This is a genomic window from Myxococcus xanthus, assembly GCF_006402735.1.
Classification (GTDB): Bacteria; Myxococcota; Myxococcia; order Myxococcales; family Myxococcaceae; genus Myxococcus; species Myxococcus xanthus_A.
In genome coordinates this window covers 1390804-1408107 of record NZ_CP017174.1, presented here as the reverse complement: position 1 = coordinate 1408107, position 17304 = coordinate 1390804, and the positions used below count along the sequence as shown (strand labels likewise).

At 71.5% G+C, this 17304-nt stretch carries 15 protein-coding genes; 8 read left to right on the top strand and 7 right to left on the bottom strand.

Features of this window, described 5'->3' with window-relative positions:
* Positions 1–2: 2 nt before the first annotated feature.
* The 3 genes from BHS09_RS06005 to BHS09_RS05995 are packed head-to-tail and all read right to left on the bottom strand — an operon-like array spanning position 3 to position 4344.
* Positions 3–833, bottom strand: coding sequence for a tetratricopeptide repeat protein (locus BHS09_RS06005; RefSeq protein ID WP_140797418.1), 831 nt, complete (start codon positions 831–833; stop codon positions 3–5).
* Positions 834–866: 33 nt separating this feature from the next.
* Positions 867–2072 carry a radical SAM family heme chaperone HemW gene (gene hemW, locus BHS09_RS06000; RefSeq protein WP_140797417.1) on the bottom strand — a complete coding sequence of 402 codons (1206 nt, stop codon included), beginning with the start codon at positions 2070–2072 and terminating at the stop codon, positions 867–869.
* A gap of 13 nt (positions 2073–2085) precedes the next feature.
* Positions 2086–4344, bottom strand: a complete 2259-nt coding sequence (locus BHS09_RS05995) for a coiled-coil domain-containing protein (RefSeq protein ID WP_140797416.1) — start codon at positions 4342–4344, stop codon at positions 2086–2088.
* Positions 4345–4543: 199 nt separating this feature from the next.
* On the opposite strand from BHS09_RS05995, the gene BHS09_RS05990 reads away from it, so the two are divergent.
* Complete coding sequence (locus tag BHS09_RS05990; protein ID WP_174260498.1) at positions 4544–7147, top strand: M16 family metallopeptidase; 2604 nt, start codon at positions 4544–4546, stop codon at positions 7145–7147.
* A gap of 33 nt (positions 7148–7180) precedes the next feature.
* On the opposite strand, the gene BHS09_RS05985 is transcribed toward BHS09_RS05990, so the two are convergent.
* Positions 7181–8092, bottom strand: a complete 912-nt coding sequence (locus BHS09_RS05985) for a hypothetical protein (protein ID WP_237080206.1) — start codon at positions 8090–8092, stop codon at positions 7181–7183.
* 402 nt (positions 8093–8494) lie between these two features.
* Between BHS09_RS05985 and BHS09_RS05980 the strand changes: the two genes are divergently transcribed.
* On the top strand, positions 8495–9361 hold the full coding sequence (locus BHS09_RS05980; RefSeq protein ID WP_140788053.1) for a 50S ribosomal protein L11 methyltransferase: 867 nt from the start codon (positions 8495–8497) through the stop codon (positions 9359–9361).
* 136 nt (positions 9362–9497) lie between these two features.
* Here BHS09_RS05980 and BHS09_RS05975 read toward each other — a convergent pair whose 3' ends face one another.
* The gene (locus BHS09_RS05975) at positions 9498–10619 is read right to left on the bottom strand and encodes a metal-dependent hydrolase (protein ID WP_140797413.1); all 1122 of its coding nucleotides are present in this window, start codon (positions 10617–10619) and stop codon (positions 9498–9500) included.
* Positions 10620–10705: 86 nt separating this feature from the next.
* Here BHS09_RS05975 and BHS09_RS05970 point away from each other — a divergent pair, with 86 nt between their 5' ends.
* The 3 genes from BHS09_RS05970 (at position 10706) to BHS09_RS05960 (ending at position 12876) form a co-directional block, all read left to right on the top strand.
* Positions 10706–11752, top strand: a complete 1047-nt coding sequence (locus BHS09_RS05970; RefSeq protein WP_140797412.1) for an AraC family transcriptional regulator — start codon at positions 10706–10708, stop codon at positions 11750–11752.
* A gap of 107 nt (positions 11753–11859) precedes the next feature.
* Complete coding sequence (locus tag BHS09_RS05965; protein WP_140788047.1) at positions 11860–12351, top strand: Mpo1 family 2-hydroxy fatty acid dioxygenase; 492 nt, start codon at positions 11860–11862, stop codon at positions 12349–12351.
* Positions 12352–12360: 9 nt separating this feature from the next.
* Complete coding sequence (locus tag BHS09_RS05960; RefSeq protein ID WP_140797411.1) at positions 12361–12876, top strand: Mpo1-like protein; 516 nt, start codon at positions 12361–12363, stop codon at positions 12874–12876.
* Positions 12877–12898: 22 nt separating this feature from the next.
* Here BHS09_RS05960 and BHS09_RS05955 read toward each other — a convergent pair whose 3' ends face one another.
* Positions 12899–14143, bottom strand: a complete 1245-nt coding sequence (locus tag BHS09_RS05955) for an adenylate/guanylate cyclase domain-containing protein (protein WP_237078069.1) — start codon at positions 14141–14143, stop codon at positions 12899–12901.
* 233 nt (positions 14144–14376) lie between these two features.
* Between BHS09_RS05955 and BHS09_RS05950 the strand changes: the two genes are divergently transcribed.
* Both BHS09_RS05950 and BHS09_RS05945 read left to right on the top strand, forming a co-directional pair.
* Entirely contained in the window at positions 14377–15111 is a 735-nt protein-coding gene (locus BHS09_RS05950) for a 16S rRNA (uracil(1498)-N(3))-methyltransferase (protein WP_140797410.1), read from the top strand.
* A gap of 110 nt (positions 15112–15221) precedes the next feature.
* A complete protein-coding gene (locus BHS09_RS05945) occupies positions 15222–15488 on the top strand; it encodes a GlsB/YeaQ/YmgE family stress response membrane protein (RefSeq protein WP_090484944.1) in 267 nt (88 codons plus the stop codon).
* Between the two features lie 458 nt (positions 15489–15946).
* Here the strand turns inward: BHS09_RS05945 and BHS09_RS05940 are convergent, their stop codons facing one another.
* Complete coding sequence (locus BHS09_RS05940; protein ID WP_140788038.1) at positions 15947–16342, bottom strand: hypothetical protein; 396 nt, start codon at positions 16340–16342, stop codon at positions 15947–15949.
* A 96-nt stretch (positions 16343–16438) separates the two neighbouring features.
* Here BHS09_RS05940 and BHS09_RS05935 point away from each other — a divergent pair, with 96 nt between their 5' ends.
* The gene (locus BHS09_RS05935; protein WP_237078068.1) at positions 16439–17275 is read left to right on the top strand and encodes an RDD family protein; all 837 of its coding nucleotides are present in this window, start codon (positions 16439–16441) and stop codon (positions 17273–17275) included.
* Positions 17276–17304: the final 29 nt, after the last annotated feature.

Below are 17304 nucleotides of genomic sequence, written 5' to 3'. Positions count from 1 at the left end.
CGCTACTCGCCCTGGTACTCCTCCATCCCCAACGCACTGGGTGGCTCGCCATACGCGCCGGAGTCGTAGCGGCCGCCGTAGCCTCGCTCCGGGGTCATTCCGAACCGGGGCAGCATGGACGCCAGCAGGCCCAGCACCAGGGCCACGGCCGCCGCGTACATCAACGGCCGGCTGGGCCGCGCGCGCCAGGCCCACTTGCGCTCCCGGCGCCGCTGGAACCGGGGCGCCACCACGTATTCGGACCAGGCCAGGTCGCGCATCCGCTTCGCGTCGTCGCCGCGGCCCGCCCGGCTCAGGGCCTTGGCCAGCAGATAGCGGCCTTCCACCGTGCCGTGTCGCACCTTGCAATAGCGCTCCAGCGCCTCCACCGCGCCCGGCACGTCGCCGCGCTTCAGCCGGAAGCGGCCGCGCTCCAGGTCGATGGCGCCCAGCTTGTGGTCCGCGTCCAGCTTCGCCGCCTCGTCCAGCAGCAGCTCGCCGCGCTGGGAATCACCGGCGCCCAGGTAGGCCACGCCCAGCAGGTACAGCGTGTCCACGTCCTCGTCGCCCGCCTCCAGGTTGGGCTTGAGGATGTCCACCGCCTCGGCGTAGCGGCGCTGCTCCACGCGGATGTCCGCCAGCTCGTGCCGCGCGCGCCGCTCATGCGGGTTGGTGAGGATGGTGCCCGCCAGTTGTCCCGCGCGCTGGAAGCGCTTGAGCAGCCGCACCGGGCTGGGCAGCACCTGCCACGTGAAGCGGTCCGCCACGAAGATGATGACGATGATGAGGCCCAGCGACAGCAGCGGGCTGCCCGTCAGCAGGGTGAGGAATATCCACAGTATCCACTTGCTCATACGCCTCTCGAAATCCGTTCCAGTGGACGCCGCCTAGAGCAGCCGCGCGCACACGGCGCTGTGGACGTCCGCGCCCTTCTCCGTCAATGCCAGCCGCCCGTCCCGCAGCGTCGCGAAGCCATGCGCCACCAGCCGCGCGACTTCCACCCGCCGGGGCTCCACCGGCTGCCCATATCGCTCGCAGACGGCCTCCCAGTCCACGCCCGACACCAGCCGCAGGCCCATGGCCAGGCGCTCCGCGAAGAGCTCCTCCGGGCCCAGCTGCTCGCGGCCTTCCTCTGGCAGCCGCCCCGCCTCCGCCTCCACGAGATAGCGCTCCGCGCTGCGCAGGTTCACGTACCGGTGCGGCTGCGGCGACAGCAACATGCCCGTGGCCCCCACGCCCAGCGCCAGGTACTCCCCGCCCGTCCAGTACAGCGCGTTGTGGCGCGAGCTGAACCCTGGCCGCGCGTGGTTGGACACCTCGTAGCGGTGCAGGCCCGCCGCCCCGTACACCTCGCGCACCACCCGCGCCATGTCGACCACGGTGTCGTCGGGCGGCAGCTCCAGCTCGCCGCGCTTGAGCCGCTTCGACAGGGGCGTGTCCTCCGCCAGCACGTCGCGCTCCACCGTCAGCGCGTAGGTGGACAGGTGCTCGGGAGCAAGCGCCACCGCCCGGCGCGCATCCGCCTCTACCTGCGCCACCGTCTGCCCGTGCACGCCATAGATGAAGTCCATGGCCACCACCGGGAAGCCCGCGCTCCGGGCCGCGTCCACGGCCCCTTCCACCATGGCCGCGTCATGCGCGCGCCCCAGCGCCTTGAGCGTCTCCGGCTGGAAGGACTGCACGCCCAGCGACAGCCGGTTCACCCCCGCCGCGCGGTAGCCCGCGAAGCGCTCCGCGTCCGCGCGCTCCGGATTGCCCTCCAGCGACACCTCCACGCCAGGCGCCACCCGCAGCCTCGCGGCGATGCCGTCCAGCACCTGGGCCACGTAGCGCGGGTGCCACAGGGACGGCGTCCCACCGCCCAGGAAGATGGAGTCGAGCACCTTCCCCGCGAGCGAGGGCTCGGCGGCCAGCCGGGTGTCCAGCTCCGCCAGCACCGCGCGGGCGTAGCGCTCCTCCGGCACCTGCCGCGCCACCGCCACCGCGAAGTCGCAGTACGGGCACTTCGCGAGGCAGTACGGGAAATGCAGGTACAGCCCGAAGCGGGCCGCCGGCATTCCCGTGAGGGCATCCACTGGCGCGTCGAAAGGCATGAAGGAAAAACCTCTACCTCTTGCCCTTCAATTGCGCCTCCAGCCGGGCAATCTTCGCCTTGTAGCCCGCCGCGTTCTCGAGCGCTGTCTCGGCCGCCACCAGCTTGCGCTTGAGGTTGGCCGCGTCCGCCTTGAGCTGCTCGCGCTCCGCCTCCCAGTCCGCTGGCGCACCCGCGCTCTGGGAGGGAGTCACCGGCTGCTCCGCCAGCTTCGCCTCGAGCGCCTGCCGTGCCTCCTGCTCCGCTTGCAGCGAGGCTTCCACGCCGGCCCGCTTCTGCTCCTCGGCCTTCAGCGACGCCTCCGCGCGAGCCAGCTTCGCCTCGGCCGCGGCGCGCGCCGCGTCCGACTTGCCGGCCGACGCGGCCTGGGCCTTCGCGCCTTCCAAGGCCCCCTCCATCATCTTCAACCGGCCCTGGAGACGCTCCACCTTGTCCGCCTCGGCGCGCGCGGCCTCCAGTTCCTCGGTGAGCGAAACCACCTGCGCCTCGGCGCCGCCCTGCCCCACCGTCAGCGACTCCACCTGGGCCTCGGCCTGGGCCGCCTTCACCTCCGCATCGGTGCGCTCGGCCTCCGCCGCCTCGCGGCGCGCACGCTCCAGCGCCAGCGCCTCGTGGGCCTTCGCCACCTCTGCTTGCAGCCGCACCAACTCCGCCTCGCGCTGGCCGGACGCCGCCTCCAGCATGGACACCCGGGCGGCCAGGCCGACGCGCTCGGCGTCCTTGGTGGCCGCCTTCAGCTCCACCGCGGCGAGCTGCTCCTTCCACGACGCATGGTCCGCGTGCGCGGCCTCCACCGCCGCCGTCAGCTCCGACACCTTGGTCTCGGCCTGCTGCACCGCCTCGCCCAGCGCCGCCGCGTCCGCTTCCATGCGGTCGCGCAGCGACACCTGCTCCACCTCGGCGGCTTCCAGCGCCTCCTTCAGCGCAGCGGCCTCCCCCTCCGCCAGCTGCGCCCGCTCACTCGCCTGCGCCAGCCCCTCTTCCAGGGCCAGTGAGCGCTCCTCGGCCTTGGCCGCCTCCGCATCCAGCTTCGCCTTGAGCTGGGTCAGCTCCGCGGTGCGCGCCTCCAGCGCCTGACGCAGCGCGGGCAGCTCCGCGGCCTCCGTGGTGCGCGCGGTGAGCGCCGCGCGCAAGCCCACGATTTCGGCGTCCTTCAGCGCCAGCGAGCGCTCCAGCTCCGCCACCTGCTCCTGCAGGGTGCGCAGCCCATCCTCCACCACCGCCAGCTGCTTGCGCGCCTCGTCGCGCTCGGCCTCCAGCGTGCCCGCGCGGCCCTGGGCCTCCTCCAGCGAGCTCTTCGACCAGTCGCTCTCGCTCTCCAGCGCGCTCAGCCCGGACTGGGCCTCCGCCAGCGCGGCCTCCAGCTGCGCGGCGCGCAGGCTCAGCGAGTCCTTCTCCGCCGACGCGGCCTCCAGGTCGGTGGTCAGCCGCTCCACGTCGGCGATGGCCTGCTGGTACTGCTCCTGGACGGCCTCCAGGGCGCCCTGGGCTTCGGACTTCTCCGCGGCCAGCTCCGCCACGCGGTCCTGGGCCAGCGACAGCGCCTCCTTCGCGCCAATCAGCTCCTCGGCCACCGCGCCGCGGGCCTCGCGCTCCTCCTGGAGCTCCGCCGTCAGGCGCGGCACGTCGGATTCGACCTCCGCCAGCGCGCGCGACAGGTCCTTGCGGTCCGCCTCCACCGCGGTGAGCTCTTCCTGGAGGCTGGCGAGCCGCGACTGGGACTCCGCCGCCGCCCGGGCCAGCTCCTCCTGGAAGGCGGAGACACTGGCCTTCGACTCCGCCAGCTCCTTGCGCGCCAGCGTCAGCGACTGCTTCACGCCGTTGAGCTCGCCGTCGCGCTCCGCGTACAGCGTGCGGGCCCGCGCCAGCGTCTCCGTCTTCTGGCGGACCACGGCCCGGAAATACTCCAGCTTGTCCTCGGGCGAGCCGCCCATGGGCATCCGGATTTCGGGCGGCTCACCGAATGGATCATTCCCCGGGGCCCGCGCGGCGCGGACGGCGGGGGCAGCAACAGCGGCAGCCGGGGACGCGGGCGCCTTCGGGGACGCGGGCACTCCCGTGCCCTTGGGCACGGCGGCCAGGGGGGCGGCCGGGCGGCGCGGCGGCAACGGAGGCGGAGCGGCGGGCGGTGGAGCCGAGGGCGGTGGCTTTGGCAAGGGCCTGGAGGCCACGGGGGCGGGGGCGGCGGGGGCCACCGAGGCACCGGTGTCTTCCAGGTCCAGGCTTTCGCGCAGGTCCGCGAGCGGATCCACCTCTTCCGGAGGTGACGGCATGGGCGGGCGCAGGTTACCCCCCGGACGGGCTCACCACCAGAGACGCGTGGGCATGGGCGCGTCCGAAGTCCATCCATCCGGTCGGACGGCAGCCGTACAGTCCCCTCGACGCCGAGGCTCCCGGGCGTTAGCCAGTGAGGGAAAACATCACACCTCGCCTTGCCCTCTCGGTGGGCCGGTGACAGCTTCGGAAGTTTCTATGGCCATCCGCTACGCGCTACCCAACGGGCTTACCGTTGTCTTCGAGGAGCAGCACGCCGCCAAGGTCGCGGCCTTCCAGGTCTGGGTCAAGGCCGGGAGCGCCGACGAGCGGCCGGACCAGGCGGGGCTGGCCCACCTGCACGAGCACATGCTCTTCAAGGGCACCGAGCGGCGCGGCCCCGGTGAGGTCGCCCGGGACGTGGAGTCCCACGGCGGCGAAATCAACGCCTGGACCTCCTACGACCAAACTGTCTACCACATCGTCATCGCCAGCCAGTTCGCCCGGATGGGCCTGGACATCCTGGGCGATGCGGTGCGCCGGTCGGCCTTCGACGCGGACGAGCTGTCGCGCGAAATCGAGGTGGTGTGCGAGGAAATCAAGCGCAGCCAGGACACGCCGTCCCGCCGTGCCTCGCGCGACCTCTTCTCCACCGCCTACCAGGTGCACCCCTACCGGCTGCCCGTCATCGGCACCGACGCGAGCGTGCGCGGCTTCACGCGGGAGAAGGTGCTGGAGTTCTACCACCGTCACTACACGCCGAAGAACCTGGTGCTGTCGGTGGCGGGAGACTTGCGCGAGGCGGACCTGCGCGAGTGGGTGGACGACATCTTCGGCGGCGACTGGGGCCGGCCGTATGAGGGCCGGGTAGCGCGCGCCCCAGAGCCCGTGGCCGCGGGCCGGCGCGTCCTGCTGCGCCCGGACGAGGTGAAGGAGGCCTACCTCCACCTGGCCTTTGGGATTCCCCAGGCGGACCACGAGGACGTGCCCGCGCTGGACGTGCTGGCGATGATTGCCGGCCAGGGCGACGCGTCCCGGCTGGTGCGCGAGGTGAAGCGCCGCCAGAACCTGGTCAACGACATCCACACCTTCGCCTATACGCCCACGGACCCGGGCATCTTCTCCGCGTCGCTGACGCTCCAGCCCGCCAACGCCGTCCGGGCGCTGGAGGAGACGGCGCGGGGACTGGCCACGCTGCGCGCCACGCCGGTGACGGCGGAGGAGCTGGCCACGGCCAAGGCGCTGGTGGAAGCAGAGGCCGTGTACCAGCGCGAGACGGTGCAGGGCGTGGCCCGAAAGATGGGCTTCTACCAGTCCGGCATGGGCAGCCTGGAGGCGGAGGCCCGCTACTACGAGGCCGTGCGCAACCTCACGCCCGAGCACCTGCGCGCCGCCGCCGAGCGCTACCTGCGCTTCGACCGCGCCGTCGTCACCGGCCTGCTGCCGGAGGGCACGCCGCTGACGGAGGCGCAGGTCCACGAGGTGCTGGATGCCGTGGACCGCGAGCCCGCCGCGGCGCCGCCCGAGCGCAAGCCGCGCAAGGTGGCCGTGAGTGACTCGCCGGTGCGCATCCTGAAGGGCGCGGGCTCTGGCCCCAGCGACATCATCACGGAGAAGCTGCCGTCGGGCGCGACGATTGTCGTGCGCGTGGAGCCCGCGGTGCCGCTGTTCGCCATTCGCGCCGCCTTCGCGGGCGGTTTGCGCTACGAGACGCCGGAGGACAACGGCATCACCACGCTGCTCACCCGCAGCATCACGCGGGGGACGCCGACGCACGACGCGGAGGAGGTCTCCGACCTCATCGACGCGTACGCGGGCAGCCTGGGTGGCCAGGGCGGACGCAACTCGGTGGGCCTGCGCGGCGAGTTCCTGTCGCGCCACTTCGAGCCGGCCTTCCGTCTCTTCGCGGACTGCCTGCTGAATCCCTCGTTCCCGGAGGCCGAGGTCGCCCGCGAGCGCACGCTGCTGCTCCAGGACATCCTCACGCGCGAGGACAAGCCGTCCAGCGTGGCCTTCGACCTGTTCAGCAAGACCATCTACCGCACGCACCCCTACCGGCTGCCCACCTCGGGTGAGCAGGCGTCCGTGGAGAAGCTGACGCCGGAGCTGCTGCGCGCGTGGCACGCGGCGCACATGGACCCGTCGCAGCTGACGCTCAGCGTGGTGGGTGACGTGAAGGTGGACGAGGTCATGGCCCTGGCGCGCGAGTACTTCGGCACGTCACGCGGAAAGGCGGCCCCGCCGCCGAAGGTGCCCCTGGAGGCGCCGCTGGACGGGCCTCGCGAGGCGAAGAAGGTGTTGGCGCGGGCCCAGGCGCACCTGGTGCTCGGCTTCCCGGGCGGCCGGGTGGGCGACCCGTGGCAGCACGCGCTGGAGGTGCTCTCCACGGTGCTGTCCGGCCAGGGCGGGCGGCTCTTCGTGGAGCTGCGGGACAAGCGCTCCATGGCATACAGCGTCAGCTCGTTCGCCATCGAAGGCGTGGATCCGGGCTACTTCGCCACGTACATGGGCACCAGTCCTGAGAAGGTGGACGCGGCGCTGGCCGGCATCCGCGCGGAGCTGGAGCGCGTGCGCGACGAGCCCATCCCCGCCGAGGAGCTCGCGCGCGCCAAGCAGCACCTCATTGGCACGCACGAGATTGGCCTGCAGCGCAACGGCTCGCGTGCGGCGGTGCTGGCGCTGGACACCTGCTACGGCCTGGGCCTGGAGAACTTCCTCCACTACGCGGACCACGTCGCCAAGGTGACGGCGGACGACGTGCGCGATGTGGCGCGAAGAATCATCAACTTCGACCGCAGCGCGCTGGCCATCGTCGGCCCGTAGCGACCCGGTGTCCCTCGGGAAGACGCGCCGCCCCTAGAGGGCGGTGCTCCCGAGGGCGCCTTCGATGGCTTCGAGCAGGGGCTGTGCCGGAGCGCCCGGAAGCGTCGTGCAGCCCCGTGCCAGCTCCCGCTTCATCCGCAGTCGGTCCGGGTGTGAGCGTGCCTCTCCGGCCAGCGCCTCCGGGTCCACCGGCGTGGCCAGCAGCGTCGCGCAGGTGCGGAAGGTCTCCAGCCGGTCCAGGTCCTCTTCTTCCAGCGTGACGGGCGTGCCATCCAGCGCCAGTCCGACGAAGGACAGCCGCCGAACCTCGTCCGCCGTCAGCACCAGCGCCCCGTTGAGGGTGAGCCGGGGTGGAGGCTGCGGGCCCGGCCCTCCCGCCAGTTCCACCACGCCGTCCACGGGCTTGGGCTGGCAGGGCACCTCGCGCAAGGACAGCAACTCATCCGTCTTGCGCGTCTCCCGCGTCTCGCCGCCGCGGGAGATTTGGACGATGCCGGCCACAACCGCGGGTACACCGACAATGAGCAGCCCCAAACCCCACCCCGTGGCGACGTCGCGGCTGGAGGCGCCGTAACGGCCCTGCTCATCGATGGCGGAGCGGTTCGGCGTGTCCGAGAACAGCGTGCGCCCCACCAGCAGCGTCCCGCCCAGCACCGTGAGAATGCCTCCGGTGCTCACCGCCGCCGCCGCGCCCGTGTTGCTGTGCGTGGAGATGATGTCCTCCGCGTACTCCCCATGCTGCTCGGTGCGGCAGATGTTCGATGAGGAGAACGCCAGCGTGAGCTGGGGCCACTGCACCTGCGTCGTGGCGAAGGGGATGCGCTCGTTCAGCGCCTTCTCCTGGGAGTAGGTCCGCAAGAGCGGCCCGCGCTCCGTCCTCCGCTCCACGTCCAGCGGCGCGCACCCCACCGCCATCACCAACACCGCCGCCCCCAGACGCTTCATGGTTGGCCCTCCCGGAAGAAGCCCGCGACGTCCGGGCACTCGGTGAGAAACCGCGTCGCGTCCGCACAGGTCGGGGGATGGTCCGTGGACGTGCCCCAGCTGAGCAGAGGCTCGCGGCACTCCAAGACGCGCTCCCGCGAGGGAGTTGCGAAGGCAAAGGCGTCGCCCTCGCAGCCCGTCCGCTGGAGGAGGGTGGCCTCGCAGCTCAGCCCCAGGTCAAACTGCACCGCCACGCCGGGACAGGCCGCCGCCGACCGGCAAAGCCGGACGACGACATCCCGACAGACCGCGGCATCCGGCGCGTCTGGACCAGAGCAGGCAGTCAGGCAGATCAGGGGCCACCAGCGAATGAGGCGTCTCACGGCGCTTCCACGCTAGCCACGCTGGGATTAAAGGGCCCGCATGTCCCAGACCTATCTGTCACTCACAGTGGAGTTGCCCGAGGAAGCGTCCGAGGCCGTACAGGACCTCCTCCACGAGTCGGGCGCGCTGGGCCTCGAAGTGCGGGACCGCGAAGCGCCCCTCATGCCGGGCGTGCGCGGACCGAACCCTGGCGAGGCCATCATCATTGGCTACTTCGACGAGCGCGACACGGCCGAGTCCGCCCGTGACGAGGTAGCGGAATCCTTCCCCGAGGCGAAGCTCACCTTGGATGAACAGCCCCAGCAGGACTGGAGCAACGAGTGGAAGTCGCTCATCAAGTCCGTGCATGTGGGCAGGTTGTGGGTCGGTCCGCCGTGGGACAAGGCGAACGCGCCCGCGGGTACCGTGCAGCTCGTGATTGAGCCGAAGATGGCCTTTGGCACCGGCGACCACCCGACGACGTCCCTGTGCCTGGCCGCGGTGGACGCGTACATGGCGGAGCACCCGGGCGCCGCAGTCCTGGACGTGGGCACCGGCACGGGCGTGCTGGCCATCGCCGCGAAGAAGCTGGGCGCGGGCCGCACCGTGGCCACCGACAACGACCCCATCTCCGTGGAGCTGGCGCAGGAGAACCAGGCGGAGAACGGCACGCCGGACATCGAGGTCTCCGGCAAGGAGCTGACCCAGGTGGAGGGCACCTTCGACCTGGTGCTCGCCAACATCCTGGCCAACACGCTCATCGAGCTGGCCCCACTGATTGTGGCGAAGACCAAGGACCGGCTCGTGCTGGCGGGTGTTCTCTCCCACCAGCGCGCGGACGTGGAAGCCGCCTACCGCAACCTGGGCCTCACCGTGCTGACCGGCGCCACCCAGGGCGAATGGGTGCGCATCGACCTGCAGCGCTGAGTGAAACGCCGGGCGCCGTCCCCGTGAGGAATGCGCGGGGACGGCGGCCCTGGGGTGCCAGGCATCGCTCGCAGGCGCCTGCCTTGACACCGGCTCCACCTCCCGCCCGGCATCGCGAGCGGCGGAGGACATGCCCCTACGGCCGTTCGACCCGGACGGGGCGCAGCGCACCATCCAGCACCACCACCGCCGTGCCCAAGCCGCCGCTCTGCATCCGGGAGTAACGGACGTCGCGGATGGTGACGCGCCATCCATCGGCGCGCTCATCCACTTGATACGTGGGCAGGCGCAGCCAGTTGGCCAGCCCTCGAATCTGCGGCGCCGACAACGCGGCCTGGATGACGGGCCCAGGCTGGGCTTCACGCGGCACGCTGGCGTCACTGATGCGGAAGCGGCCTGCGTCGTCCGCCAGGAAGTCGGCTCGGACGAAGTGGTAGCGGTCCGGCCCCAAGGCGATGATGTCCCGCACGAAGGGGTTGGCCGGCAGCGGTCCCGCGATGGCGCGCTCCACGGGGAGGCTCTGCGAGCGGAGCCATTCCAGCGCACGCGGCGCGGCCACCTGCGAGCCCACGAAGATGGCCCCCAGGTAGAGCAACAGGCCCACGCCGCAGACCCGGGCCACACGCTGCGCGGAGAGGACGTGGGTCCCACGCAGCCGCAACCAGACGATGGCGGCCACGCCCACGGCCCACATCACCTTCGCGGGCCACGGGACGAACGCGGGAACCATGATGAGCGCGGTGGAGGCCACTCCGAGCACCACCCACCCCGCGGCGGACCTGCGCGTGCGCGCATCCGCCATGATGACGGCGGCGCCCGCGAGCAGCCACACCCACGGGTCGATGATGAAGAGCGCGTCGCCGTAGAACCACGTGCCGTCAAAGGGCATCAGCAGTCGGACGCCATACGTGTTGAGCCAATCCAGTGCGGGGTGGCTCAGCACCGACAACGTGGACAACACCAGCAGTGGCCCGAAGCGAGCCGGCGGCAGGTCCGGATGCCTGCGCCTGCGCACGTACCGGTCCCAGAGCAGCATCAACCCGGTGAGAACAAAGGGCCACAAGGCCAGGGCGAGCACACCGTGCGTCCAGCCCCGGCGCCAGTAGAGCGAAGCATCCGAGCCCGCCAGGGTGACGAGGCCATCGACATCCGGCAGGTTGGCGCCGATGACGAGCGTCGCGGTGGCCAGCGGCGTGGTGCGCTTCAGCCCCGCCTCCGCCATCCACGCGCCGACGAGCGAGTGAGCCAGATTGTCCATGCCCCCACTCTAGGCATGCCCGCACTGGCAGGCGCCTCGCCAGGGTGGTGGGCCCCGCGCTCGAGACACGGTAGCGTCCCGCCCGCGTGGAGACGCCGCCCCCTTCCCGGCCACCAACCGACGTCCGCTCCCAGCTCGTGGGACCGATGCTCGCCTACCTGCGCGCGACGGGGCGCGACCCGTCCCCGCTGGTGGAGCGTTTCGGGCTGCCCGTCAACGCGAGCGCGCTGCCCGAAGTCACCCTCCCGCTGGCCACCCTGCACGCCTTCCTCGACGCGGCCGAGGCCCTGTCCGGAGACGCCTTCCTCGGCCTGCACGTGGCGCAGCGAGTCCCGCGCGGAAACTACGGACTGGTGGAGTACATCGCCCGGGCCTCCCCCACCGTCCGCGACACCTTCCGCGCGCTGGCCCGGTACATGGCGCTGCTGGAGCCCGCCTGGCGAGCCTCCTTCCAGGACGCAGCGGACGGCAGCGGCACCTTCGTCTACGGCATCCCCGGCGAGCCCCTGGCCTACGGCCGCCACGCCAGCGAGTTCGGACTGGCCCTCTTCGTCCACGTCGGGCGCCAACTCACCGAACACCCGTGGAATCCGCGCCACGTCTCCTTCGCCCACCCCGCACCCGCGGACCTCCGCCCGCTCGAGGAACACTTTGGCGTCACCCCGGCGTTCGACGCGGGCCGCAACGCCCTGACGCTGGACGCGGCCACGCTGGCGCTGCGCGTGGTGGACGCGGACCCCGTCCTCCTCTCCGTCCTGGAGCGCGCCGCCGGCACACCCGCCGCCGAGCCGCCGTCAGCGCCCCCCACGCCCCCCTTCCTGCAACAGGTCCGCGACGCCCTCCGCGCCTCCCTGCGGGACGGAGCGCCGCAGATGGGCGATGTAGCCCGGCAGCTCCACGTCAGCCCCCGCACCCTCCAGCGCCGGCTCGCCGAACACGCCACGTCCTTCCAGGACGAGGTCGACGCAGTGCGCCGTGAGCTGGCCTTCGACTACCTGCGGGACGCGCACCTGGGGGTCAGCGAGGTGGCCTTCCTCCTGGGGTACTCGGAGCTGAGCACCTTCGACCGCGCCTTCAAGCGGTGGACGGGCATGACGCCCCGCGTCTGGCGCGAAAGGCCTGACGCGGGCTGAGCCCGGGTGGCGTGCTCGGCCAGGAGATTGGCGTCCGCGGCCAGGAAACCCGGCGCCACTTCCCCTACGCTGCGGAGCATCCACACCCCTTCGCTTCCGGAGGACGCATGCTCAAGCCCCATGTGGTCGCCCTCTTCGACGAGTACTACTCCTCGCATCAGCACCCGACGAACCGGCTGACGCACAAGATCGCCATCCCGCTCATCGTGCTCCACATCGTCGCGATGCTGGACTGGGTGCACCTGCTGGCGGTGCCCGCGATTCCCGGCGGCTCGCTGACGCTGGGCATGGTGGTGTTGGCCCTGGCCACCGTCTGGTACCTGCGCGCCGACGTGAAGCTGGGCATCATCGTGGTGCTCTTCATGGCCGCGTGCTTCCCGGTGGGCCGGATGATGCCCACGTGGAGCGTGGTGGTCATCGCCGCGTTCGCGTGGCTGGTGCAGCTGGCCGGGCACAGCGTGTGGGAGAAGAAGTCGCCTTCCTTCCTCACCAACCTGGTGCACGCGCTGGTGGGTCCGCTCTTCTTCGTGGCGGTGCTCCTGGGCGACTACGTCCTCAAGCCGCAGCAACAGGCCGCCACCACGCCGGTCCGCGCGTAGTCCCACGCCATGACGAGCTTCGCCGACAAGCTGCGCGTCTGGTTGCCCCTGCATGAGAACGGCGTCAGCCGCGCCGTGCACTTCGTGGGGGCCTACATGTTCATCTTCGCGTTGCTCGTTCCGCTCAGCTTCGTCCGGATGCCCGTGGGTGACGTGGCGCTCACGGCGGCGCACGTGCTGCTGCTCGCGGTGGTCCTCTACGCCCTCTCCTTGGAGTGGACGGCGGGGCTGCTGATGGCACTGCCCCTGGCGCCCACGCTGCTCGCTGCGGAGGCCGTCGTCGCGAGGTTTCCGGTGGGCACCGCCGCCGCGGTGGCGGTGGGCGTCATGGCAGTGCGCTTCGCGCTCGTCGTCGGCGCGCACGTCGTCTTCGAGAAGAAGACGCATGGCCTGTCCCTGGGCGGGCCCCTGCTCTTCTTCATCGAGCCCGTCTACCTGCTCACCGTGGCCCTGTTCTCCCTGGGCATGAAGCAGACGCTGCGGGCCGAGGTGACGACGGGCCCCGGCGTGTCACAGCCCGCCTGAGCGCCCAAGCCGCGGCAAGGCGCTACGTGCCCGCCGCGGCCTTGAGTACGGGCGGTACGTCCTCATGGGTGCGCGGGCCGTGCAGGGAGTAGACGACCACGGACTCCCGCCGGCCCTTCACGTGCGCTTCGCCCAGGCGCTCGCCCATGAAGTGCCCGCCGCTCATCTGCCACGTCCGCTCGCTCACCAGGATGTCCACGCCGTGTGACTTGGTGAGGCCCTCCACGCGAGACGCCAGGTTCACCGCGTCACCGATGACGGTGTACTCGTGCTGCTCGGCGCCGCCGAGCATGCCCGCCGCCACCATGCCTGTGTGCAGCCCGATGCCGATGCGCAGCGGCGGCAGGCCTCGCTGCACGCGCTGGGCGTTGATGTCCTCCAGCTTGGCGCGCATGTCGAGCGCCGCCCGGATGGCCAGCTCCGCGTGGTCCTCGCGCGCATCCGGAACGCCCCAGCACGCGAGCATCCCGTCACCCAGGAACTTGTTCACGATGCCGTGGCGCGCCATGACGATGTGGGCCATGTGCCCGAAGTAGTCGTCCAGCAACTCCAGCACCTGTCCCGGCTCCAGCGTCTCGCTCAGCGTGGTGAAGTCGCGGATGTCGCTGAAGAGGATGGTGACGTCGCGCTGCACCGGCTGGAGGGAGTCATCCCCCAGTTGCATCACCCGCTCCACCACCTGCCGGGGCAGGAAGCGGGACAGGCCGTCGCGGCGGCGCAGGTTGAGGAACATGCCGCCCACGTCCGAGTTCGTCAGCGCGATGAGCGCGCCCAGGGCCGCGTAGCAGATGAGGACGAAGCTGGTGCGCGCCACCGAGCCGTGCCCCGTCATCCACGCGACCAGCGCGTAGGCACCGCTGGACAACACCGTGGACAGCAGCACGTGCCACCACGAGTAGCGCACCACGGAGAACGCCAGCACCATGCCCAGGCTGGCGCACAACATGCCGGCATCGAAGACGCCGGAGATGCGCCAGGTGTGCCACGCCATGAAGGAGAAGAAGCTGGTGTCCGCCAGCGCCGTGGGCACGGGCAACCACCGGGCCCGGTTCGGGTGCGGCTTCTGGAGGAGCAGCACGACGATGGCGACGACGGAGAAGAGCACGTACGCGGCCATCGCCTGCAGGCGCACGCCGTCCACCGGTGCCGAGTACGTCTCCCCGCCGCCCCAGGCGATGACGACCTGGCTGACCACCATCAGCAACACCACCAGGACGCGGACGATGGCCACGCGGCGCTCGCCCTGCAGCGAGCTGGTTGCCAGCACCACATCTTCGTTGGAGTGTGATGTGCCTTTGTCGCTGCGGCGCATGGTGACGAGCACTGCCCGCTATCGTGCCTCAACTCCCCCACGGACAGCGAGCGCCCCAGGCTTCCGCAGTCAGCGCATCTTTTGCGCCTGCCAGGACGCGTACGGAGCAACTGTCTGCCGACCTGACACCTTGAAGTCGGTGGCCCCCAGGGTCAGAGTCCAGCCCCCCGCGCTCTGGAGAAATCGCCTTGGTCCGCCTCTTCGCCCCGTTGCCCGAGCCCGCTCCCGCTGAAGTGGAGCTGACCGGCGAGCGTCGTCACTACCTCCTGCATGTCCTGCGGCTGGAGGAAGGCGACGCGCTGGAGGTCTTCGACGGGAAGGGCCGGGCCTTCGAGGCCCGCGTCGCCCACGTCACGCCGGATGTCGTGCGCGTGACGCTGGGCACCGCGCGCGTGGCCCCCCCGCGCCGCGAGGTCAGCATCCTTCAAGGGCTGCCCAAGGGCGACAAGCTGGAGCTGGTGCTCCAGAAAGGCACCGAGCTGGGCGCCACCGACTTCCACCCCGTGGCCACGGCGCGAAGTGTCGTGAAGCTCGAGCCCAAGCGCGCGGAGGAGCGCACCTCCCGGTGGACGAAGATTGTCGAGGAGGCCGCGCGGCAGTGCCGCAGGAACGACGTGCCACGCGTGGCCACGCCCGCTCCACTGCTGGATGCGGCTCGCTCGCTGCCCGCGGGCACCGTGCTGCTCGTGCTCGACGAGGAAGAGTCGGCCGTGCCCCTGGGCGAAGCGTTCCGGGCCGCGGGCGCGGGCACCGCCGTGGCACTGGTGATTGGCCCCGAAGGGGGGCTTGCGCGTGAAGAAGTGGACGCCTTGAAGGCCCTGGGCGCGCGGCCAGTCACCCTGGGCAAGCGCATCCTCCGTACCGAGACGGCGGCGCTCGCGGCGCTGGCGGTGATGATGCACCTGGACGGCGAACTCGGGTAGTAGGGGGGCAGCCGACCGCACGGCGTGGGCGGTTCACACTGTCCGAAGATGATTCCTACGTTTCTGCCGTAGGGGACCTCAGGGGGACCCTCAACACAGGAGAGACACTCATGGGGATCATCGCATTCATCGTCATCGGCCTCATCGCGGGTCTCATCGCCCGCGCCATCCTCCCCGGGAAGCAGAGCATGGGGCTCATCGCAACGACCTTGCTCGGCATGGTCGGTTCGCTCGTGGGCGGCCTTGTCGGTTCGCTGTTCCAGCGTGATGGTCGGCTCTTCGACCTGAGGCCTTCAGGCATCATCATGTCGGTGATTGGCGCAATCGTCGTGCTCCTGCTGGTGGGCGCAGCCGGGCGGCGACGGGTACATGCCTGAGAGTGAAGGACTCTCCACGCGATGTCCCCCGTGGGACACGCGCATGACACGGTGATGAGCCCCTGACGGTCCTTCGAGCGAGGGACCTCGGGGGCTCGCACTTTTCTTGCCCCCGGCTCATGGCTGTCTTTTCATGTAGCAGTCGTCCAGCCGGGAGGAGTCCGTTGTCCAAGTGCTTGAAGTGCGGTGCCATGCTTCCACCCGTGGGTGAGTGCGCGGCCTGCGACACCGTCACTGTCCGCTCACCCGGAGTGCCCAGCCTCCTCGATCGCGACATCCGCATCGACCGCCGCACGGAGCAACGCGAGGAAGAGCTGTCGACGCTCCCGGGCACGCCCGCGTTCGCCGACCTGGCGCAGCATGCGCCGCCGCCGCCCCCTTCCGTCGCCCCCCTGTCCACGCCGCTGCCGGGCCCCGCCATGCCTCGCGCGGCGCAGCCCGCCGCCACGCCCCGGCCACTACAACAGCCGGGTGCCGCCGCCCTCCGCGCCGCGCAGCCGGGTGCCGCGCCCCAGCAGGCCGGTGCCGCGCAGCCGAGTGCCGCTGCCCCTTGGGCCGCCGCGCCTCAGCAGGCCGCGCCCCGCGCCCCGCAGCCCGGTGCCGCCGCGCCTCAGCAGGCCGGAGCCGCTCAGCCGGGTGTCGCCGCGCCTCGCGCCGCTCAGCCGGGTGTCGCCGCGCCTCGTCCCGCTCAGCCCGTAGCCGCGCCCCAGCAGGCTGCGCCCCGCGCCGCGCAGCCCGGTGCCGCCGCGCTTCAGCAGCCCGGTGCCGCACTCCCCCACGCCTCGCCGCCGGGCGCCACCGCGCCTCAGCAGGCCGCACCTCGGTCCGCGCAGCCTGGCGCTGCACCTCCGCATGCGGGAGCCGCATTGCCTCACGCCGCGCCGCGCCCGCCTCAGCCAGGAGCCGCCGCGCCGCGCGCCGCTCAGCCCCAGCCCGCGACGGGTTCTCCCATGACGCCGGCCTATGGAACGCCGCCGGTGGCGCCCGCGCCGCGCCCGCAGGCCCCGGCACAGCTGGCGGCTCCGGCGATCGCGCCCGTTGGCCTGCCCCGCATGGAACAGGCGGCGCCTCCCGCGGGCCTGCCCCGCATGGAGCAGGCGGCGCCCCCCGCCGCGTCCACTTCCGGACTGCCTCGCATGGAGCACGCGGAAGCCGCCTCCACGGGTCTCCCGCCGATGGAGTCCCCGGCCGCGGCCCCTTCGGCCCTGCCGCACATGGAGCCGCTCCTCCCCGGCGTGTCCGTGGGGGTGGCGCGCGCCGAGGCCATCAAGGCGCCCCCGTCCAAGGCGCAGGTCAAGTCCGCCTCGGGCGTCACGGAAGTGCGCGCCCGCCCGGCCTCCCTGTGGCGGCGGCTGCTCTCCTTCACCATCGACACGGCGGCCATCGCCGGCGTGGCGGCGCTCTACATCACCCTTGCCTCGTCGGTGACGGGGCTGAAGACGCCGGAAGCGGGGCTGACGGGGTTTGATGCCTTCGTGGCCTGGCTGCGCGCCTTCCACACCATCCTCCTGCCCGGGTTTTTCCTCGTTCTGGTGCTCGCGCTCGTATACTGCGCGGTGGCGGCCTTCCTCTGGAACGGCCGGACGCTCGGACGGCTGGTCCTGGGGCTGCGGCTGGTGGACACACATGGGATCGCCCCGGCACCGGGACGAGCCATCGTGCGCGCCCTGCTTTCCGGCGTGTCCTTCGTCTTCTTCCTTGGTGGCTTCTGGATGGCGCTTTTCGACCGGCGCGGGCAGACGCTTCATGACAAGCTGACGTCCACCTTCGTCGTTCAACCGAGCTGAACCACCGGCTCATTGTGCCTTGCGGCCGC